The 19,015-nt window shown below is 68.6% G+C and carries 15 protein-coding genes; all 15 read right to left on the reverse strand.

Annotated elements, in window-relative coordinates:
* Positions 1-45 precede the first annotated feature (45 nt).
* The 15 genes from miaA to dapB all read right to left on the reverse strand — a co-directional run bounded on the left by miaA (position 46) and on the right by dapB (position 18,775).
* Entirely contained in the window at positions 46-999 is a 954-nt protein-coding gene (miaA, locus tag C1A15_RS10525) for a tRNA (adenosine(37)-N6)-dimethylallyltransferase MiaA (RefSeq protein WP_245864999.1), read from the reverse strand.
* 7 nt (positions 1,000-1,006) lie between these two features.
* Positions 1,007-2,386 (reverse strand): tRNA (N6-isopentenyl adenosine(37)-C2)-methylthiotransferase MiaB, encoded by a 1,380-nt coding sequence (gene miaB / locus C1A15_RS10530; RefSeq protein WP_101722524.1) that lies wholly within the window; start codon positions 2,384-2,386, stop codon positions 1,007-1,009.
* Between the two features lie 15 nt (positions 2,387-2,401).
* The gene (locus C1A15_RS10535) at positions 2,402-2,752 is read right to left on the reverse strand and encodes a stage V sporulation protein S (RefSeq protein WP_101722525.1); all 351 of its coding nucleotides are present in this window, start codon (positions 2,750-2,752) and stop codon (positions 2,402-2,404) included.
* Positions 2,753-2,908: 156 nt separating this feature from the next.
* Positions 2,909-3,994 (reverse strand): ATP-binding protein, encoded by a 1,086-nt coding sequence (locus C1A15_RS10540; RefSeq protein ID WP_101722526.1) that lies wholly within the window; start codon positions 3,992-3,994, stop codon positions 2,909-2,911.
* A gap of 12 nt (positions 3,995-4,006) precedes the next feature.
* Positions 4,007-5,539 carry a ribonuclease Y gene (gene rny / locus C1A15_RS10545; protein WP_101722527.1) on the reverse strand — a complete coding sequence of 511 codons (1,533 nt, stop codon included), beginning with the start codon at positions 5,537-5,539 and terminating at the stop codon, positions 4,007-4,009.
* Positions 5,540-5,793: 254 nt separating this feature from the next.
* Complete coding sequence (locus C1A15_RS10550) at positions 5,794-6,498, reverse strand: regulatory protein RecX (protein ID WP_101722528.1); 705 nt, start codon at positions 6,496-6,498, stop codon at positions 5,794-5,796.
* A gap of 1 nt (position 6,499) precedes the next feature.
* On the reverse strand, positions 6,500-7,558 hold the full coding sequence (recA, locus tag C1A15_RS10555; protein ID WP_101722529.1) for a recombinase RecA: 1,059 nt from the start codon (positions 7,556-7,558) through the stop codon (positions 6,500-6,502).
* 262 nt (positions 7,559-7,820) lie between these two features.
* Entirely contained in the window at positions 7,821-9,050 is a 1,230-nt protein-coding gene (gene pgsA, locus C1A15_RS10560) for a CDP-diacylglycerol--glycerol-3-phosphate 3-phosphatidyltransferase (RefSeq protein ID WP_101722530.1), read from the reverse strand.
* Positions 9,051-9,055: 5 nt separating this feature from the next.
* Positions 9,056-10,369 carry a 30S ribosomal protein S12 methylthiotransferase RimO gene (gene rimO / locus C1A15_RS10565; protein WP_101722531.1) on the reverse strand — a complete coding sequence of 438 codons (1,314 nt, stop codon included), beginning with the start codon at positions 10,367-10,369 and terminating at the stop codon, positions 9,056-9,058.
* Positions 10,370-10,384: 15 nt separating this feature from the next.
* Complete coding sequence (locus C1A15_RS10570; protein ID WP_101722532.1) at positions 10,385-10,882, reverse strand: YajQ family cyclic di-GMP-binding protein; 498 nt, start codon at positions 10,880-10,882, stop codon at positions 10,385-10,387.
* Between the two features lie 141 nt (positions 10,883-11,023).
* Entirely contained in the window at positions 11,024-12,181 is a 1,158-nt protein-coding gene (locus C1A15_RS10575; RefSeq protein ID WP_245865000.1) for a helix-turn-helix domain-containing protein, read from the reverse strand.
* Positions 12,182-12,185: 4 nt separating this feature from the next.
* A complete protein-coding gene (locus C1A15_RS10580) occupies positions 12,186-14,717 on the reverse strand; it encodes an FtsK/SpoIIIE family DNA translocase (RefSeq protein ID WP_101722533.1) in 2,532 nt (843 codons plus the stop codon).
* A 100-nt stretch (positions 14,718-14,817) separates the two neighbouring features.
* Positions 14,818-16,749, reverse strand: a complete 1,932-nt coding sequence (locus C1A15_RS10585; protein ID WP_101722534.1) for a ribonuclease J — start codon at positions 16,747-16,749, stop codon at positions 14,818-14,820.
* A gap of 266 nt (positions 16,750-17,015) precedes the next feature.
* Positions 17,016-17,906: a 4-hydroxy-tetrahydrodipicolinate synthase gene (gene dapA, locus C1A15_RS10590; protein ID WP_101722535.1), complete on the reverse strand. Its 891-nt coding sequence runs from the start codon at positions 17,904-17,906 to the stop codon at positions 17,016-17,018.
* 101 nt (positions 17,907-18,007) lie between these two features.
* The gene (gene dapB / locus C1A15_RS10595; RefSeq protein WP_101722536.1) at positions 18,008-18,775 is read right to left on the reverse strand and encodes a 4-hydroxy-tetrahydrodipicolinate reductase; all 768 of its coding nucleotides are present in this window, start codon (positions 18,773-18,775) and stop codon (positions 18,008-18,010) included.
* Between the last annotated feature and the right edge of the window lie 240 nt (positions 18,776-19,015).

Below are 19,015 nucleotides of genomic sequence, written 5' to 3' on the forward strand. Positions count from 1 at the left end.
TGGCTCCGTATCATACCACATGCGCCCTTCCGTCTGGGGAAACCGTCAGGCAACGTCGCCGTTCAACAGCCCAAGCGCCTCGTCGGCGAGTGACGGCAGCTCGCGCTTCGTCGCGTCGAGCCACCGGATGCGCGCGTCCTTGCGGAACCACGTGCGCTGCCGCTTCGCGTAGCGCCGCGTGGCCAGCTTGATCCGCTCGACGGCCTCGTCGAGGGAGATGCGCCCGTCGATCGCGTCGACGATCTCCTTGTAGCCGATGGCCTGGGGCGCCGTCACCCCTTCGCGGAAGCCGCGCGCGAGCAGCCCCTCCACCTCGGCCACGAGTCCCGCCTCGACCATGGCTTCCACCCGCGCGTCGATGCGCGCGCGCAGCACATCGGGGTCGACGGCCAAGCCGAAGAAGGTCGCGGGCACGAGCTGCGGGAGCCGAGAGAGCCGGGCGCGCTGCGCGGCGTACGTCGTGCCCTCTTCGAGCAGCTCGAAGGCGCGCACGACGCGCTTGACGTCGGCGGGCGGGATGAGCGCCGCGCTCGCCTCGTCCCGCGCGGCGAGCAGCTTCCACAACGCCTCTGCGCCTTGCTCGCGCGCCACGGCCTGATAGCGGTCGCGCACGGGATTGCCCACCTGCTCGCCCGCGGGGAAGTCGTACGCATCGACGGCCGCGCGCACGTAGAAGCCCGTTCCCCCCGCCAGCACGCTGCGCTTGCCACGCGCGTCGATCGCGCGGAAGCAGCCGCGCGCGTACTCTTGGAACAGCGCGGCGGAGAACGGCTCGCCCGGGTCGACGAGGTCGAGCCCATGATGCGGCACGAGGCGCTCGGACGCGGGCAGCTTGCCCGTGCCGATGTCCATGCCGCGGTAGATCTGCATGGAGTCGGCGCTGACCACCTCCCCGCCCAGCTCGAGCGCGAGCAGCTGCGCGAGGTCGGTCTTGCCGGACGCGGTGGGCCCCACGACGCAGACCACGGGAGCGCCCAGCGCGAACGAAGCCTCCGTCAAGGCCGGCTCAGCGTGCGGAGGCCGCATCGCGCTCGCCCACGACCTCGCCCGCGAGGTACCACGTCTTCGCCTCGTCCACCCGCACGCGCACGATGCTGCCCGCAAGGTCCTCCGCGCGCGTGCCCGCAGGCGCCGGCGCGTGCACGGTCTGGTTCTTCGGGCTCTTGCCCGCCAGCAGGCCCTCGTCGCGCTTCGACGAGCCTTCCACCAGCACGTCGATCGTGCTTCCCAGATCCTGCTGGTTCGCCTCGAAGGCGCGCTTTTGCACGAGGTCCACGAGCCGGTCGAAGCGCTGCTGGATCACCTCGCGCGGCGTGTCGTCGTCCATGGACGCGGCCGGCGTGCCCTCGCGCTTCGAGTAGATGAACGTGAACACCTGGTGGTAGCCCACCTCGTCCACGAGCCGGTACGTGTCCTCGAAGTCCTTGGCCGTCTCGCCGGGGAACCCGACGATGATGTCGGTGGACAGCGCGATGTCGCCCACGGCGTCGCGCAGCTTCGCGATGAGGCCCCGGTAGTGGTCGCGCGTGTAGCGGCGGTTCATCGCGGCGAGCACGGCGTCCGAGCCCGACTGCACGGGCAGGTGAAGCGCCGGCATGAGCGACCGCAGGGTCGCGAACTTGCCGATGACCTCGTCATTGAGGTCCTTCGGATGGCTCGTGGCGAACCGAAGGCGCTCGATGCCCGTCTGATCGAGGGCGTCGAGCACCGCGGCGAAGCGGGGCGAGCCGTACAGGTCGCGCCCGTAGGAGTTCACGTTCTGGCCGAGCAGCGTGATCTCCTTCACGCCGGCGGCCACGTAGCGCTCGGCCTCGGCGACGATATCCTCGAGCGGCCGCGACTTCTCGCGCCCGCGCACGTACGGCACGATGCAATACGAGCAGAAGTTGTTGCAGCCGATGGTGATGGGCAGCCATGCCGCCCACTCGTGCTCGCGCGCCGTGGGCAGCTCGGTGGGGAACGACGACGCGGCGTCGAGCACCTCCACCTGATGGCCGCCTTCGGCGAGCGCCGCCTCGAGCAGACGCGGCAGCGAGCCGAGGTTGTGCGTGCCGAACACCACGTCGAGGTGCTTCAGCTCTTCGACGAGCTTCTCGCCGTCGCGCTGGCCGATGCAGCCGCCCACGGCGACGATGCGCTTCGACAGCGGCGTGCCCGCACGCAACGGGATGTTCTTGAGCGAGGCGACCTGGCCGTACAGCCGCGTGTCGGCGGCTTCGCGCACGCAGCAGGTCATGAACGCAACGATGTCGGCGTCCTCGATGGCGTCGACCGCCAGCGCGCCCAGGCCTTCGAGCATGCCGGCGATGCGTTCGGAATCGTGCTTGTTCATCTGGCATCCGAACGTGCGGATGCAGAACGTCAAGTTCGTGAATGGGGTATGCATAAGCTCGTTTTCGTTTCAGCGGGTCTCGGGGGCGGAGCGGTGGGAATCGTCGCTCAGAGGCTGAGCGACGCCGCGCGTGTAGCGCGGATCCACCGTGAAGCGGATGGCGGTGCGGTATTCGCCGTCGATGACGATGTCGGCGAACGAGGGGACGCAGGCGATCTCGATGCCGATGGGAGACAGGAAGCCGCGGGAGATGGCGATGGCCTTGACCGCCTGGTTGACCGCGCCGGCGCCCACCGCCTGGATCTCGACGCTCACGCCGTCCTTCACCATGCCGGCGATGGCGCCGGCGACGGAGGCGGGCGACGACTTCGACGATACCTTCAAGCAGCCAACGTCTGGCTTATGTTCGGAAGTGGGCATGCCTATCCTTTGTCGTTGGGTAGTCCGTATGGTTTGCTGTGTATGCTGCGATAGGATTCCGTTGTGCGTGAGATAGGTTATTCTTATGCTCTATCCATTCTACTCATTAACGCTATGGCGCGCAACCTGCGGCTATGCTGTTGTCAAGCGGGTTCGTCACCGTAGCTTCTCGATGGGGATGTGGATGCGCACGCCGTCCTTGCCCACGCGCACGTCTGGCTTCACCTCGGGCTCCAAGTAGTAGTCGCGGGCAAGCTCGGAAAACGCGCGCGCGATGCGCTGGGAGAACGCATCCAGGTCGTCCGGCGCGATCTTGAGCCCGCGAGCGTCGGCTGCCGGCGCTTTCGACGGACGAGAGCTCGGGCGCGGCTCGGGGTCCCCCTCGATGCGCACGCGGTTCACCAGCGCGTCGACCGGGGCGATCTCGCCGTCCAAGATGCGGCGGGCCGAGCGCTCCGACAGAGCCAGGCCGAGCGCCTCGGCCTCCTCGGCGAAGCCGGCGGGATCCACGGCCACGGACAGGCGCTTGGCCACCGGCAGCTCGGAGGCGTCGGTGCAGAACGCGCGCATGGCCGAGGTGAGCGAGGAGAGCCCGAAGGCGTAGAGCGTCGCCGCGATGTCGGTGAGCGAGCCGAGGTACACGGTACAGTCGTGGCGGCACTCGATGGCGAACTCGCAGGCGGTTCGCAGGATGTTCTTCGGCCCGCGCACGGCGATGCTCCCCGATTCGGTGCGCTCGAACACGGGGAAGCTCGACTGGTCGGCCTTCTCGCCGAGGCGGTCGAGGTCGGTCTCCACGACGAGCGCGGCGCCCTTTCCCGCGTCCGAGGCGACGACGCGCGCCGTCTCGGCGTTGACCGCGATGGAGTACAGCGCCATGCCGCGGCCGTGGACGCCCCATTTGTCCATGTGCATGCTGTCGAGCTTGGACGTGACGCGCGGCTCGAAGATGCGCTCGTGCATGGCGGCGGGCACGCCGTCGCCGTCGTCGATCATGACGAGCCGACGACGCTGCCCCTCGCGGGACACGGCGAGGAAGATGCTCTTCGCGTGCGCGTCGCGCGCGTTGCGCAGCATCTCGATGACGATGTCCTCGGTGGAGCGGATGTCGTGCGCCGCTTGCCGACGCTCGGCTTCGGCGCTCTTCAAACGGACGAAGCCATCCCCGAGGTCGGCCTCGACCCGGAGATGGCTATCGCCGCATACGTTCTCTATGAAGGCTTCGAGCGCTTCGTCGGCCACGGGGCGCGCGCCCTACTTCGCGACGCCGACCGCGCGGCTCTCGCGGATGACCACGACCTTCACCTGGCCGGGGTACTGCATCTCGTTCTCGATGCGCTGCGCGATGTCGTGCGCGAGCACCGTGGTGGCGGCCTCGTCCACCGTGTCGGGCTCCACCATCACGCGCACCTCGCGGCCGGCCTGGATGGCGTAGGTCCGCTCCACGCCCTTGTACGAGCTGGCGATCTCCTCCAGCTTCTCGAGGCGCTTCACGTAGGCGTCGAGGGTCTCCTTGCGGGCGCCGGGGCGCGCCGCGGACACGGCGTCGGCCGCCTGCACGAGCACGGCCAGCACGCTGGACGGCTCCACGTCGTTGTGGTGCGCTTCGATGGCATGGACGATCTCGGCACGCTCGCCGAAGCGACGGGCCAGATCGGCGCCGATGACGGCATGGCTGCCCTCCACCTCGTGATCGACCGCCTTGCCGAGGTCGTGCAGCAGGCCGGCGCGTTTGGCCGGGATGGGGTCGAGCCCCAGCTCGGACGCCATGACGCCCGAGAGGTAGGCCACTTCGAGCGAATGGTTCAGCACGTTCTGGCCGTACGAGGTGCGGTAGCGCAGGCGGCCGAGCGTGCGCACGAGCTCGGGGTGCAGGTCGTGGATGCCGGTGTCGAACGTGGCCTGCTCGCCCGCTTCCTGGACGCGCTGGTTCACGAACGCCTCGGCCTTGCCGAACATCTCCTCGATGCGCGCCGGATGGATGCGGCCGTCGGCCACGAGGTTCTCCATCGTCACGCGGCCGATCTCGCGGCGCACCGGGTCGAAGCACGAGATGGTCACGCACTCCGGGGTGTCGTCGATGATGAGGTTCGTGCCGGTCAGCTGCTCGAACGAGCGGATGTTGCGGCCCTCGCGGCCGATGATGCGGCCCTTGAGGTCGTCGGAGGGGATGTGGATGGCGGACACGGTGGTCTCGGCCGAGTGGTCCGCCGCGACGCGCTGGATGGCCAGGCTGAGGATCGAGCGGGCCTTCTTGTCGGCTTCGGCCTTCGCGCGGGCCTCGGCATCGCGGATGATGGCCGCGGACTCGTGCGTCACCTCGTCCTTGAGCGTGTCGAGCAGCTCCGCCTTCGCCTCGTCCGGCGTCATGCCGGCGACGCGCTCGAGGCGGTAGCTCACTTCCTGCGCGGCCTCGTCGAGATCGCGCTCGCGACGTTCGAGCTGGCCCTGCATGGACGAGATCTGATGCTCGCGGGCGTCGAGCGACTCCACGCGGCGGTCGAGCGATTCCTCGCGCTGCGAGATGCGGTTCTCGGCGGAACGCACTTCGCGCAGGCGCTCCTTGCTCTCGGCCTGCGCCTCCTGCTTCAGCTTGAGCGCTTCGTCCTTCGCTTCGATGATGGCCTCTCGGCGCAGCGTTTCGGCTTGTCGTTTCGCGTCGTTCACCACGGATTCGGCCTCCTGCGCCGCGCGCTTCGTGGACGCGTTGACCAGGTAGCGGGTGACGACGAAGCCGAGGGCGATGCCGACGACGGCTCCGATGATCAGCCAGATGAATTCGGGCATACGCTCCCCCTTTCGTTTCAGTTTCCAGTAGAGCGGTACATACAAGGGACATAGACATAAAAAATCCCGGAGAAAACCGGGCATGAACGAACGCACGCGATACGGGTGGCATCGTATGAATTTGTCTATAAGAAGTACCCTCATCAGGTACGATCATTCAAGCTGCACTATATGATAAAGGTTGTGCCCGAATTGTAAAAGCCCTGACAAGAAATAATCTGAAAAGCGGGGGCGGAATGCGGGTAAAACGGCCCCTACCCCTCGACGGGATGCGCTTCGCACCAGAGTCGGGCGGCCGTCGACGACACCGAGGAGCTGAAGCCCTTCTGGGCGAGGCGACGGTAGGCGGCATCGCGTCGGTTCTTCGCCCGCGGCGGCTTGCGGTCGAGCAGCGCGAGGGCGCGCTCGACCTCGCCCGCATCGTCGCCGTCCCGCTCGGCGAGCGCATCCACGCCGTCGGCGTCGATGCCGAGCCCCTCGAGCTCCGCCGCGATGCCGCGCTTCCCACGCCCCTGGGCGAGGCGGCTGCGCACGAGCACGTCGGCGAACCGGGCGTCGTCGACGAGGCCGCAGGCCAGCGCGCGCGAAAGCGCCGCCTCGACGGCCTCGGGCTCGAAACCGTCGCGCGCGAGGCGACGGCGCAGCTGCTCGCTCGCCTGCTCGCGCACGAGGCAGAGACGCTCGATCTTGCGGAAGGCGGCCTCAGGGTCGGCGAACCGGGCGCCATCGGCGCCGTCGAGGGCCTCCTCCGGCTCGAAACGAAGGCCCTTGACGCGTGCGCAGGGGCCGTCGGGGTGATTGCCGGATGCGCCGCGGGCGGCGTCGCGAGCGTGCGGGCCGTCGGAAGCCTCCCGAGAACGGGAGGGCTTTGCGGCGTCGGCGGCGGGCGCCTTGCCCTGCTCGATGGCGGCGATCTCCGCGCGCAGGCGGGCGCGGAGATCGCTCGGGGACTCGGGCATGCTACTTCTTCTTCGTCGGCTTGGCGACCGGAGTGAGTGCGTTGGCCTCCTCGGTCGAGCGCGTGATGATGGGGATCTCGAAGGCCTCGCGCACCTTCGTCTCCAGCTCGTCGCGCAAATCGGGGTTCTCCTTGAGCGTCTGCTTCGCCGCTTCGCGCCCTTGGCCCAAGCGCTCCTCGCCGTAGGTGTACCACGCGCCGCTCTTCTTGGCCACGCCGGCCTCGACGGCCATGTCGACGATGCAGCCTTCGCGCGAGATGCCCTCGCCGTACATGAGGTCGAACTCGGCCTGGCGGAACGGCGGGGCCACCTTGTTCTTGACCACCTTGGCGCGCACGCGGTTGCCCACGATCTCGCCGTCCTTCTTGATGGAGTCGATGCGGCGGATGTCGATGCGCACGCTCGAGAAGAACTTGAGGGCGCGGCCGCCCGTCGTGGTCTCGGGGTTGCCGAACATGACGCCGATCTTCTCGCGCAGCTGGTTGATGAAGATGCACGTGGTGTTCGACTTCGACAGCGACCCGGCCAGCTTGCGCAAGGCCTGGGACATGAGGCGCGCCTGCAAACCCACCGTGGTGTCGCCGATCTCGCCCTCGATCTCGGCGCGGGGCACGAGCGCGGCCACGGAGTCGACCACGACGGCGTCGATGGCGCCCGAGCGCACGAGCATGTCGCAGATCTCGAGCGCCTGCTCGCCGGTGTCGGGCTGCGAGATGAGCACCTCGTCGATGTCGACGCCCAAGCGCGCGGCGTACACGGGGTCAAGCGCGTGCTCGGCGTCGATGAAGGCCACGATGCCGCCCATGGCCTGCGCCTCGGCGATGATCTGGAGCGCGAGCGTGGTCTTGCCGCTCGACTCGGGGCCGTACACCTCCACGATGCGCCCGCGCGGAACGCCGCCGATGCCGAGTGCCGCGTCGAGCGGCAGCGCGCCGGTCGGGATGACCCCGATGTTGAGGTCGTGACCGCCCTCGCCGAACTTCATGATGGAGCCCTTGCCGAACTTGGTCTCGATCTGATCGGTGGTCAGCTTGAGCATCTTCGATTTTTCTTCGTTCATGCGGTTCCTTCTCTTCCTGCCGCGAGCGCCAAGGACGCGGAGCGTTTGCTGCTTACCATTATACGAACATATGTTTGTCGGTCAAGCATTTTCGCGAAAGAAGCTTGCAACCCCAGTATAGCGTCGCCGTATCACGTCCCGATGGCGCGCATCCAGCGCGCAGCACCTCTCGATCCAGCGCGCCTACCACGCCGAAGGCACGCGGTTTCCACGTTTCTTGCCACCCGATCCAACGCGGTTTCCCCGCGACGCTCGCGCGATTCTAGCGCGTTTCCAGCGCCTCGAGCGCGAACTCGAGCGCCGCGCGCACGGTGAGCAGGCGAACCTCGTCGCGCGTTCCGGGGAAATGGCAGCAGCGTGCGCAGGTGAGAGCCGCATCCGCGCGGCCGATCCACACGGTGCCCACCGGCTTGCCCGGCTCGGCCCCGCCCGGCCCGGCGATGCCCGTCACCGACACGGCCACGTCGCACGCGAGCGTGCGCCGGGCGCCCTCCGCCATGGCGCTCGCCGTCTCCTCGCTGACCGCGCCGCACAAGGCGAGCGTCTCGCGGCCCACGCCCAGCACGTCGCGCTTCACATCGGACGAGTAGCTGACGATGCCGCCGCGCACGACGTCCGAGCTGCCCGGAACGTCGGTGAGCGTCGCGGCGATGAGGCCGCCCGTGAGGCTCTCGGCCGCGCCGATGGTCTTCCCCGCCGCGCGGGCTGCCTCCAGCACGCGCCCGGCCAGCTCGTCGAGCGCCTCGGGCGCGATGCTCGCAGCCTCCTCGGCGTCGAGCGCGCGCACCGCCGACCCGTCGGCCGCATCCGCTTCCGCCGCCGCGCTCTCGGCAACCTTCGCCGCGCGCTTCGCGCGCTTACCCGACGGCGTGAACCCGAGGATCTCCTTCGCCTTCACGAAGTAGTCGAGCATCGAGACGATGGTGAGCGCCACCGCCACGAGCATGACCGCCCACGACACGAGGTACAGCGGGTTGTGCAGCACGCCTTGCGGGTCGGTGATGACCACGCTGTCCTTGACGATGAACAGCACGATGGCGATGATCTGCGTGACGGTCTTCGCCTTGCCGTACCAGCTGGCCGCGATGACCACGCCCTGGCTGGCCGCCACCATGCGTATGCCCGAGACGATGAACTCGCGCGTGAGTATGACGAGCGCCACCCACGAGGGCAGCACGCCCAGCTCGATGAGCGCGAGCAGCGCGGCCGCCACGAGGATCTTGTCGGCCAGCGGGTCGATGAACTTGCCGAAGTTCGTCACTTCGCCGCGGCTGCGGGCCAGGTACCCGTCGAGGCCGTCGGTGGCGGCCAGCAGGATGAAGATGCCGGCGGCGATCCACGATTTCGACGCCTCGGCGTCGGGCCAGAACGGGAAGTACTCGGGCCACGGGCTGATGATGGCCACCACGAACACCGGCACGAGGCAGATGCGCAAGAGCGTCACCACGTTCGCCGGCGTCCACAGCTTCTCGTGGACGGGACCTTGCGCCATCGCGCTCACTCCCCTTCCATCTCGTAGAGCAGCGTGTCGGCGATGCGAACGCGCCGCACCTCGCCCGGCTCGCCTGCGGCGAGGTAGGTGACGCCGTCCACCTCGGGCGCCTGGCACATGGCGCGCCCGAACAGCTGGCCGTCCTCCTCGAACCCCTCCACGAGCACGTCCATCTCGCGCCCGACGCGCGCGGCGATGCGCGGGCAGCACACGGCGTCGGCCAGGTCGCGCAAGCGCTGGGCGCGGTCGGCCTTCTCGTCCTCGTCAACCTGGTCGGGCAGGTCGTAAGCGCGCGTGCCCTCCTCGCGCGAGTACGGGAACACGCCCACGTAGTCGAACAGCCCCTCCTCCACGAAGGAGCACAGATCCTCGAACTGCTCGTCGGTTTCGCCGGGGAAGCCCGCGATGAGCGTCGTGCGCAGCGTGGCGCCCGGCACGTGCGCGAGCACGCGCTCGACGAGGGCCATGAACTCCTCGCGCGAGCCCGTGCGGTTCATAGCGCGCAGGATGCCCGCGTCGACGTGCTGCAGCGGGATGTCGAAGTAATCGCACACGTTCGCGTGCGCGGCCACGGCGTCGAGCAGCTCGTCGGTGAGGCCCTCCGGCTGTATGTACATGACGCGGAACCACGTCTGCGGGAACTGCTCGGCCAAGGCCGACAGAAGCCTCGCCAAAGACGACGGCTCCTCGAAGTCGGCGCCCCAGCGCCCCGTGTCCTGGGCGATGAGCACGATCTCGCGCGCGCCGGCCTCCACCTGAGCGGCCACGTCGGCGCGCACGTCGTCGAGCGGGAAGCTGCGGTAGCGCCCGCGGATGTAGGGAATGGTGCAGTACGTGCAGAAGCGGTCGCAGCCGTCGGAGATCTTCACGTAGGCCGACACGGAGCCCGGCAGGACAACAGGCGCCTCGGCGTCTCTCGCGGGGAGCTCGTCGAGCCCCAGCGCCTCGGCCGCGACGGCGGCGATGTCGTCCTCGCGGCTGCACGGCACGAACGCGCGCGCCTCGACGAGCTCGCCCGCCAGGTCGTCGCCGTAGCGCGCAGGCATGCAGCCGGCCACGATGAGCGCCGCCCCTGCCGCCACGTTGGGCAGCCCCGCAACGTCGAAGATGGCCTCGAGGCTCTCCTCCGTGGCGCTCTGGATGAACGAGCAGGTGTTCACCACCACGGCGTCGGCGCAGGCCGGATCGTCCTCGATCGAAAAGCCGGCCTGCACGAGCCGCGCGCGCATGCGAGCCGTGTCCGCCTCGTTCTTCGCGCACCCCAGCGTGACGAAGGCGACGCGGGGCGCAGCGAGCGCCGCGTCAGATGAGCGTTCCATAATGGCGCGACCGTCCTAGCGGTAGTTGACGAACTGGAGCGGCTGGCCGTAATCGTTGCCCTTGAGGAACGCGATGACCTCCTGCAGCGCATCGCGCGACGGCGAGCTGACGCGCAGCTTGTCGCCCTCGATCTGCACCTTCACCTTGAACTTCTCGGCCTTGATGTCCTTGTTGATCTTGCTGGCGACGTCCTTCTCGATACCCTCGACGATGGTGGCCTTCTGGCGCACGCTCTGGCCGGCGGCCGCCTCGGGCTCGGCCCACTGCACGGCGGCGAGGTCGATCCCGCGGCGGATGAGCTTCGAGCCGATGACGTCGATGACCTGCTTGGCCACGAAGTCTGCCGGCGCCGCCACCGTCATGGTCTTGCTCGCCTTGTCCAGCGTTATCTCGGCCCCCGAATCCTTCAGGTCGTAGCGCTGGGCGAGCTCCTTCTTCGCCTGCTGGAAGGCGTTGTCCACCTCCTGCATGTCGACCGTGGACACGACGTCGAAGCTGGATTCCTTGGCCATGAGCGTTCCTTTCCGCACGACGCGGCCCGCGCTTGCGGGCCGCTCGAATTTTCGTTTGCGCACAGCATAGCGCATTTTCGCGTTCAGGCCGGCAATTTCAGAGGCGCTCCACGACGAGCGGGCGCTCTTGCCGGTCGGGCCCTACGTCGCTTGAGACCCGTCGCCGGTCGCCGAGCCCTCGCCTGCGCCTCCCGCGTCGGAGTCGCCGGCGGCGTCCGTATCGCCCGCGTCCTTCTTCTTGGCATCCGGATGGTCTTCGTACCACTGCTCGAGGTAGGCGTCGAAGTCTACCGTGGCCATCGGCATGCCGCTCGCGTCGGCGCCGTCGAACTCGACCGCCTCGCCGTCCGCGGTGATGGTCACGCCGTCGCTCGCCCAGGCGGCGAACGACCAGGTGCCGCCTTCGGTCAGCTCGACCGTGTCCTCCTCGCCGCCCGAGAACATCTGATCCGTCGCCACGCCGTCTTGCGTGATGACGGCGTACACGGGCGTGTTCTTCGCGATCGAGTACGTCACCTTCAGGCTGGTCGGGGCCGTCTCCTTGGGCGCGGGCTGCGGCTGGGCGCTCTCGGCGCTGCCGTCCGACCCGCTGCCGTCCTGCGTCGGATCGGTGAGCCCCGTCACCGGCAGCTTCGTCATATCCTCGTTGGAGCCGCCGCCGTTGTTGCCGAACACGAGCACGAGCACCACGACGAGCAGCACGAGGATCACGCCGCCCGCGATGATGAACGGCAGCTTCGACTGCACGACGCTCGAGGCCTTCGGCCCTGCGTAGAAGTTCGTGTACTCGGCGTTCGGAAGCGCCGCATGGCGGCTGGGATGCGTGCGGTCCTCGGAGTAGAGGCGCCCCGCCCCGCCGCTGCGCGTGCCGTAGTCGCGGCCGTAGTCGCGCCGGTCGTCGTACATCGTGCGCCCGAGCGCGTTCTGCCGCGGCGGGCGCTCGTCGGCCTGCTGGGCCGGCCGGGCGCCCTGGCGCGCAGACGAGCGGGCGGTGCGCGACGAGCCGCCCCGATCGAAGCCCGAGGGCTGGGCGTCGTTGCGGGCGCGCCCCACCTGGTAGGCGTAGGCCTCGTCCAGGTACATGCGCGTCATCTCGGTGGGGTTGAGGCCCACGAGGCGCGCGTAGGCGTTCACCATGTTGCGCGCGTACCCGCGCGGGGGCATGCGCGAGAAGTCGTCCTCCTCGATGGCGCGGAGGATGTCGGGGCGGATGCGGAGCCTCCGCGCGGCCGTCGCGAGGTCGTAGCCCTTGCGCTCGCGCGCCTCTCTCAAAATGGTACCGAATGTCACCTGCGCCACCTCGTTATTCCTCCGGGCTCGCCGCGTCGTGCGCCTCGAAGGCCTTCAACGTCTCGAGCTCCATGGCGTCCACGAGCACTTCGCGGGGCTTGCTGCCGTTCGGCGGCCCCACGACGCCCTTTTCCTCCAGCATGTCCATTATACGCCCAGCGCGCGAATAGCCCACCTTGAGGCGGCGCTGGATGTTCGAGGTTGATCCGAGGCCGCTCGACACCACGATGTCGGCCGCCTCCCAGATGAGCGGGTCGTCGTCGGAGACGCCGCCGCCCGAGCCGTCGGGCTGCGAAGCGCCCAGCGTGATGAGGTTCGTCTGCAGGATCTCGGAGTGGTAGTCCGGTTCGCCCTGGTCCTTGAGCATGGCCACCACGGCGTTGATCTCGTCCTCCGACACGTAGCAGCCCTGGATGCGCTGGGGCCGGGCGAACTCGGGCTTCGAGAGCAGCAGGTCGCCCAGGCCGATGAGGTTCTCGGCGCCCGGCGTGTCGAGGATGACGCGGCTGTCGATGCCGCTGGCCACGTTGAACGAGATGCGGTTCGTGATGTTCGCCTTGATGAGGCCCGTCACGACGTTCGTGGAAGGGCGCTGCGTGGCCACGATGAGGTGGATGCCGGCCGCGCGCGCGAGCTGCGCGATGCGGCTGATGGAGAACTCCACCTCCTTGCCCACGTTCATCATGAGGTCGGCCAGCTCGTCGATGATGATGACGAGGTAGGGCAGCTCGGCGCCCATCTCGCCGGCGGGCGGCTCCTCGCCGGCCTCGATCGCCTTCTGCTGCGCGGCAAGCTCGGCCTGCACCTTGGCGTTGTACTGGCCGATGTTGCGGGCGCCCACCTTCGAGAACACCTTCAGGCGCCGCTCCATCTCGGCCACGCCCCACGACAGCGCGCTGGCCGCCTCGCGCGGCTCGGTGACCACGGGCACGTACAGGTGCGGGATGCCGTTGTAAGGCGTGAACTCCACGCGCTTCGGGTCGATCATGATGAATCGCACCTCGGAAGGCGTGGCGCGCATGAGGATGGACATGATCATCGCGTTGATGGACACCGACTTGCCCGAGCCGGTGGTGCCGCCGATGAGCAGGTGGGGCATCTTCGCAAGGTCGGAGACGATCGAGCGCCCCTCGACGTCCTTGCCGATGACGATCTGCAGCGGGCCCTCGTCGGCGTCCTTGATGACGTCGCCCAACAGCACGCTCTGGCGCGTGCGGTTGGGCACCTCGATGCCGACGTAGTTCGTGCCGGGGATAGGCGCGAAGATGCGCACGCCCGGCGCGGCCAGAGCGAGCGCGATGTCCTGCTCGAGCGCCGTGATGCGGCTGACGCGCACGCCTGCGGGCAGGTCCACCTTGAACAGCGTCACCGTGGGGCCGGCCACCCAGCCCACGACCTCGGCCATGATGGCGAAGCTCTCGAGGGTCTCCTGGAGGCAGGCCGCGGTGTCGGCCAGCTCGGCGTCTGAGGCGCGGTCCTTCTTGGAGTTCTTCGACACGGCCAGCAAGTCCGCAGGCGGCAGCACGAAGCCGTCCGCCGGGCGCGGGGCGGCCAAGGGAGTGGAGCTCGCCCGCGACGTGGGGGCCGAAGGGGCGCTTCCGGATTTGTCGTGCTTGCGGCCGAGCTTGCGCGTGAGCGTCTGCGGCGCCTCGCCCGCCCCCTCCTCGGCGGTGGCCGCGCGGTTGCCTATGGCCTGCGTGGGCAGCGACTGCGACGCGCGGCGCGGCTTGCCCGGACGGGCCTTCGCGGCGTCCTTGGCGCGCGGCAGGACGTTCGTCGCGCCCGCCTCCACCACCTCGCCGGTCGTGGGCACCACGGGCACCTTCGCGCCCGTCGAGCGCTTCACGCGGGCGTAGGGCGGCGCGGCCAGCACCTCGCCGTCGCCCTCGCCGCCGACGAGCGCGCGGCGCGCGTCCTGCACGCGCTCCACGAGCTTCGACAGCGAGAACCCGATGATCACGAGCCCGGCCAGGATGACGCCGACCATGACGATGCACGACACCGCCTGCCCGAACAGGCTGAGGCCCACCCACGCGATGCCGGCGCCCACGTAGCCTCCGCGCGCGACGAGCTCGTCGGCCAGGAACAGCCGGTCGACGGAGTCGGGCGCGGGCTCGGGCGTGAACAGGGCGAGCATGGCCAGCACGGCCACGAAGATCATCACGAGGCCCACGGCCACGCGCGTCGGCACGCGCTCGCGGTCGAAGCGGGCGAGGAAGCTGGCGCCGATGACCAGCAGGAAGAACGGCAGCAGGTAGGCGCCCAAGCCCAGCGTGAGGTGGAGCGCCGTGGAGACGAACGACGTGACCACGGCGTTCGTGGGCAGCACCGCCGCCACGAACAGCACGACGGCGAGCACGGCGAAGGCCACGCCCGTGATGTCGCGGCGCGTGCGCTCGTCGAACAGGCGGGGTTCCTCCGCCGCCTGCGCGCGCGAGCCCTTGGCCTGCTTCGCCCGCTTTTCGGCGGGAGAGGCCGCCTTGCCCTTCGATTTCGCCGCCGAAGCCGCCTTCGGCTTCGCGGTGCTGGATGACTGTCGGGCCACGCCCTACTCCTTTATGCTGCGTTTGATCTGCGTTTCACGGGTTCGTTTCGGCCGATGATGCGGCCGCGTGCGCCGCGAGGGCGCATGCGGCCATTATAGCTTAAACCTCGAGCAAGTTCACAATCACCATGGGGCGGGTTTTCGTGCGCTCCCACAGAAGCGACAGCAAGGCGTCGCGCCCGGCCTTCTTCCACTCCTTCTGGCCGCCTCCCTTGCCCATGGCGCGCCCGAGGGCGCTCTTCACGGTGTTCTGCGCCTCGCGCACGAGGAAGTCGTCGTCGCCGCCCGTGATGCCGTGCATCTCGATCTGCACGTTGCCCACCACGTTCTTGCCCTTCGGCGACACGGCGGCCGCGATGGCCGCGAACCCCTGCGACCCGAGCGCGTTGCGCTCGTCGAGCACGCCCTGCGAGGTGTCGCCCACCGACAGGCCGTCCACGAACACGATGCCGCTCTGCACGGTCTCGCCGCGGACGACGCCCTGCGACGTCAGCTCGAGGCTCTCGCCGTTCTCGCAGATGAACACGTTGTCGGCCGGCACGCCCGTGGCCTCGGCCAGACGCGCGTGGGCGCGCAGGTGCGTGGCCTCGCCGTGCACCGGCATGAACGCCTTGGGCTGCACGATGGAGAGCACGAGCTTGAGCTCCTCGGCGCCGGCGTGGCCCGACACGTGCACGCGGGCGCGGTTCTTGTCGTACACGTCCGCGCCGATCTTCGCGAGGCCGTTGATGACGCGCGTGACCGCCTTCTCGTTGCCCGGCACCGGCGTGGCCGACACGATGACCGTGTCGCCCTCGTCCATGGTGATGGTGCGGTGCTCGCCGTTGGCGATGCGGGCCAGCGCCGAGAGCGGCTCGCCCTGGCTGCCCGTGCACATGATGACCACCTGCTCGGGCGGGATGCCCTTGAGATCGTAGGCGTCGATGAGGTCGGTGTCGCTGATGCTGAGGTAGCCCAGGCGGCGCGCGATGTCGGTGTTCTGGATCATCGAGCGGCCCGTGACCACCACCTTGCGGCCGTTGGCCACCGCCGCGTCGCAGATCTGCTGCATGCGGTGGATGTGGCTGGCGAACGACGCGATGATGACGCGTCCCTTCGCCTGCGCGATGATCTTCGCCAGCTCCTTGCCAACCTCGGCCTCCGACGGCGTGAAGTTGGGGTTCTGCGCGTTCGTTGAGTCGCTCATCATGAGGTCGACGCCGATCTGGCTGAACTTCGACAGCGCGCCGAAGTCGGTGGTCACGCCGTCGATGGGCGTCTGGTCCAGCTTGAAGTCGCCCGTGTGCAGCACGTTGCCGGCCGGGCTCTGGAAGAACACGCCCACCGCGCCCGGGATGGAATGGTTCACGGCAAAGAACTCGGCCGTGAAGCAGCCCAGCTTGATCTGGTCGCCGGGCTTGATCTCCACGAGCTTGGCGTTCTTGATCTTGTGCTCGGCGAACTTGCCCTCGATGAGGCCGAGCGTCATCTTCGTGCCGTAGATCGGCACGTTGCGGTCGAGGTCCTTCATGAGGTACGGCAGCGTGCCGGTGTGGTCCTCGTGGCCGTGGGTGATGATGATGCCGCGCAGCTTGTCGGCGTTCTCCAGCACGTAGGTGTAGTCGGGCAGGATAAGGTCGACGCCCGGATGGTTGTCGTCGGGGAACATGAGGCCGGCGTCGTCGAGGATCATGTCGCCCTTGCACTCGAAGGCCGTCATGTTCTTGCCGATGGCGTCGAGGCCGCCGAGCGGGATGATCTTGAGCGTTGCGTTCGGGTCCTTCTTCGGCGAGGCGAAGTTGCGCCGCGCGCTCTGGTCGCCGCGGCCCGCCGCCTGCTGGCCGTTCTGGCCGCCCTTCGACAGCTGCGGTCGCTTGTGCTCGAGCTGCACGTGCTTGTACGTGCGGGTCTTCTTGTTGTTCTGGCCGTTCTGGCCGCTTTCGCTTCCGTTCGCTCGGGGCGTCTTCTCGCCCCTGCGCGGGTTCCCGCCGCTGCGGTTCTCCGTGCGTGCGCGATCGCTTCCGCGCTGAGCGCGCGGGTTCTTCTCTTCCATGTCGTTCCTTTTTCTCAGGCGACGCGGGCGCATATACGAGGAGCCGGGGCGTCCCGGCTGTCTCGCCGCAGGCGGAAATCCGTTCGCACCTGCGAGCCCGCGCGTCGCGGTTATGTCATGCACCGCCTTGGCGGCGCTTCGGTCCTTCTTCAGCCTGTCACCCTGGACGAAGCGGGAAGCCGTGTCGCCGAAAGCCTCGCAGCTGGCGCCGCGCGGGATCCTTCGACTACGGCCTGCGGCCCTCGCTCAGGATGACAGCCTGGGCGTTACAGCACGCCCACTTCGCGCATGGTGGCGGCCAGGCGCTCGGACTGCTCGGGCGTGGCGTCCACGAGCGGCAGTCGCACGCCGCCCACAGGGAAGCCGAGAAGCTTGAGCGCCTCTTTGACGAGGATGGGGTTCGAAGTCTCGAACAGCCCCGTCATGAGCGGCATGAGGCGCTCGTTGGCCGCGGCTGCGGCCTCCCAGTCGCCGGCAGCGCACAGGTCGACGATCTCCTTCATGCGCGCCGGAGACACGTTGCCGATGGTGGAGATGACGCCGGTGCCGCCGAGCTTCATGATGTCGAAAGTGGCGGAGTCGTCGCCCGAGTACACGGCGAAGCCCTCCGGGGCGCCGTCGACGATGGCCTTGACCTGGTCCATCTTGCCCGACGCCTCCTTCACGGCCACCACGTTGTCGCAGTCGTGCGCGAGGCGCAGCGTGGTGTCGGCCTCCATGTTCACCACGCAGCGGCCCGGGATGTTGTACAGGATGATGGGCAGCTCCACCGCGTCGGCGATGGTGCGGAAGTGCTGGTACATGCCCTCTTGCGGGGGCTTGTTGTAGTAGGGCACCACGCACATGAAGCCGTCGACGCCGAGCTTCTGCACGTCGCGGGCGAAGCTCACCGTGTCGGCCGTGCAGTTGTCGCCGACGTTCGCGATGACGGGCACGCGGTCGCCCACGGCCTCCACCACGGCGCGGAACAGCTCCATCTTCTGCGGGTAGAACACGGTCGGGCTCTCCCCCGTCGTGCCGTTGATGATGAGGGAGTCGCTGCCGCCGTCGACGAGACGCGCGGCGAGAGCCTGGGCCTTGTCAAGATCGAGCTCGCGATTCTCATCGAAGGGCGTGACCATGGCCGGGATCATTCGGCCGAACCGGGGCTGCGACATGCTCTGACTCCTCACCTTCCATGCGCGCCGCGTGTTGCATAGCGCGCATCCATCGTACACGAACAAGTGCCTGAACGGCTATTATGCCATGAGACGGGCCGTCAGGCCATGAAGTTCTCCAAACCTACAACGAGTCCCTCGCACGACCCTGCGCTGCGGATGCCCAGCAGCACGCCCGGCATGTACGAGGTGCGCTCCCAGGAGTCGTGGCGGATGGCGAGCGTCTGGCCCAGCGACCCGAAGATCACTTCCTGGCTGGCCACATAGCCCATCGAGCGAACCGAGTGCACGGGGACCCCGTCCACGAGCGCGCCGCGCGCGCCCTCGGCCCCCTCGATCTCGGTCTCCTTGCCCGGCGCCTCGCTCGCCCGCCCGCCGCGCGCCTCGGCGATGATCTGCGCCGTGCGCACCGCGGTGCCCGAGGGGGCGTCTTTCTTGTTGCAATGGTGGAACTCGATGACCTCGGCCTCCGGGAAGTACGGCGCCGCCGCCTTCGCGAACTCCATCATGAGCACCGCGCCCGTCGTGAAGTTCGGCGCGTAGAACAAGCACGTGCCCGCCGGCGCGAGCGCGGCCAGCTCCTCGAGCGTCTCGTTCGACAGGCCCGTCGTGCCCACCACGCAGTCGACGCCGGCGGGAAGGGCCTCGCGCAGGTTGCCGGCGACCACGGAGGGCTGGGTGAAGTCCACGAGCACGTCGAACGTCCACGACTCGAGCGCCGCCGCCACCGTCGGGTACACGGGGAAGTCGACTTCGGGCCTATGCGGGTCGATGCCGCACACGAGCTCCATGTCGTCCGCCGCGCGCACCGTGTCGCACACCGTGCTGCCCATCCGGCCCGCGCATCCCGCTACTGCCACCTTGATCATCGCTACCTGCCTTTCGCTTCATGTCCGTGCGTATCCTACCACGTCGAAGGCGGGGTTTGCGCGCCCGTTACCCGGTCGGCACGATTTGTCCGGGCAACGTCCGCATCGATGCCTTCGCCCTTCAGCGGGACACCGTCGCCCGATTCGTACGGTTTTCCACGCAAAACCGTACGAATCGGGCGACGGAACGACGAAGGGGCCGCGTGCGGCCCCTTCGAAACCAACCTTGCAGCGCCTATG

The organism is Eggerthella timonensis (genome assembly GCF_900184265.1).
Lineage (GTDB): Bacteria > Actinomycetota > Coriobacteriia > Coriobacteriales > Eggerthellaceae > Eggerthella > Eggerthella timonensis.

Bases quoted from the DNA above. Each gene is read 5' to 3' on its own strand.
- pgsA (WP_101722530.1), bottom strand. From the start codon at position 9,050: ATGGCGCAAGGTCCCGTCCACGAGAAGCTGTGGACGCCGGCGAACGTG.
- miaB (WP_101722524.1), bottom strand. From the start codon at position 2,386: ATGCATACCCCATTCACGAACTTGACGTTCTGCATCCGCACGTTCGGA.
- dapB (WP_101722536.1), bottom strand. From the start codon at position 18,775: ATGATCAAGGTGGCAGTAGCGGGATGCGCGGGCCGGATGGGCAGCACG.
- dapA (WP_101722535.1), bottom strand. From the start codon at position 17,906: ATGTCGCAGCCCCGGTTCGGCCGAATGATCCCGGCCATGGTCACGCCC.
- rny (WP_101722527.1), bottom strand. From the start codon at position 5,539: ATGCCCGAATTCATCTGGCTGATCATCGGAGCCGTCGTCGGCATCGCC.
- C1A15_RS10550 (WP_101722528.1), bottom strand. From the start codon at position 6,498: ATGCCCGAGTCCCCGAGCGATCTCCGCGCCCGCCTGCGCGCGGAGATC.
- C1A15_RS10585 (WP_101722534.1), bottom strand. From the start codon at position 16,749: ATGGAAGAGAAGAACCCGCGCGCTCAGCGCGGAAGCGATCGCGCACGC.
- recA (WP_101722529.1), bottom strand. From the start codon at position 7,558: ATGAACGAAGAAAAATCGAAGATGCTCAAGCTGACCACCGATCAGATC.
- C1A15_RS10535 (WP_101722525.1), bottom strand. From the start codon at position 2,752: ATGCCCACTTCCGAACATAAGCCAGACGTTGGCTGCTTGAAGGTATCG.
- rimO (WP_101722531.1), bottom strand. From the start codon at position 10,369: ATGGAACGCTCATCTGACGCGGCGCTCGCTGCGCCCCGCGTCGCCTTC.
- C1A15_RS10570 (WP_101722532.1), bottom strand. From the start codon at position 10,882: ATGGCCAAGGAATCCAGCTTCGACGTCGTGTCCACGGTCGACATGCAG.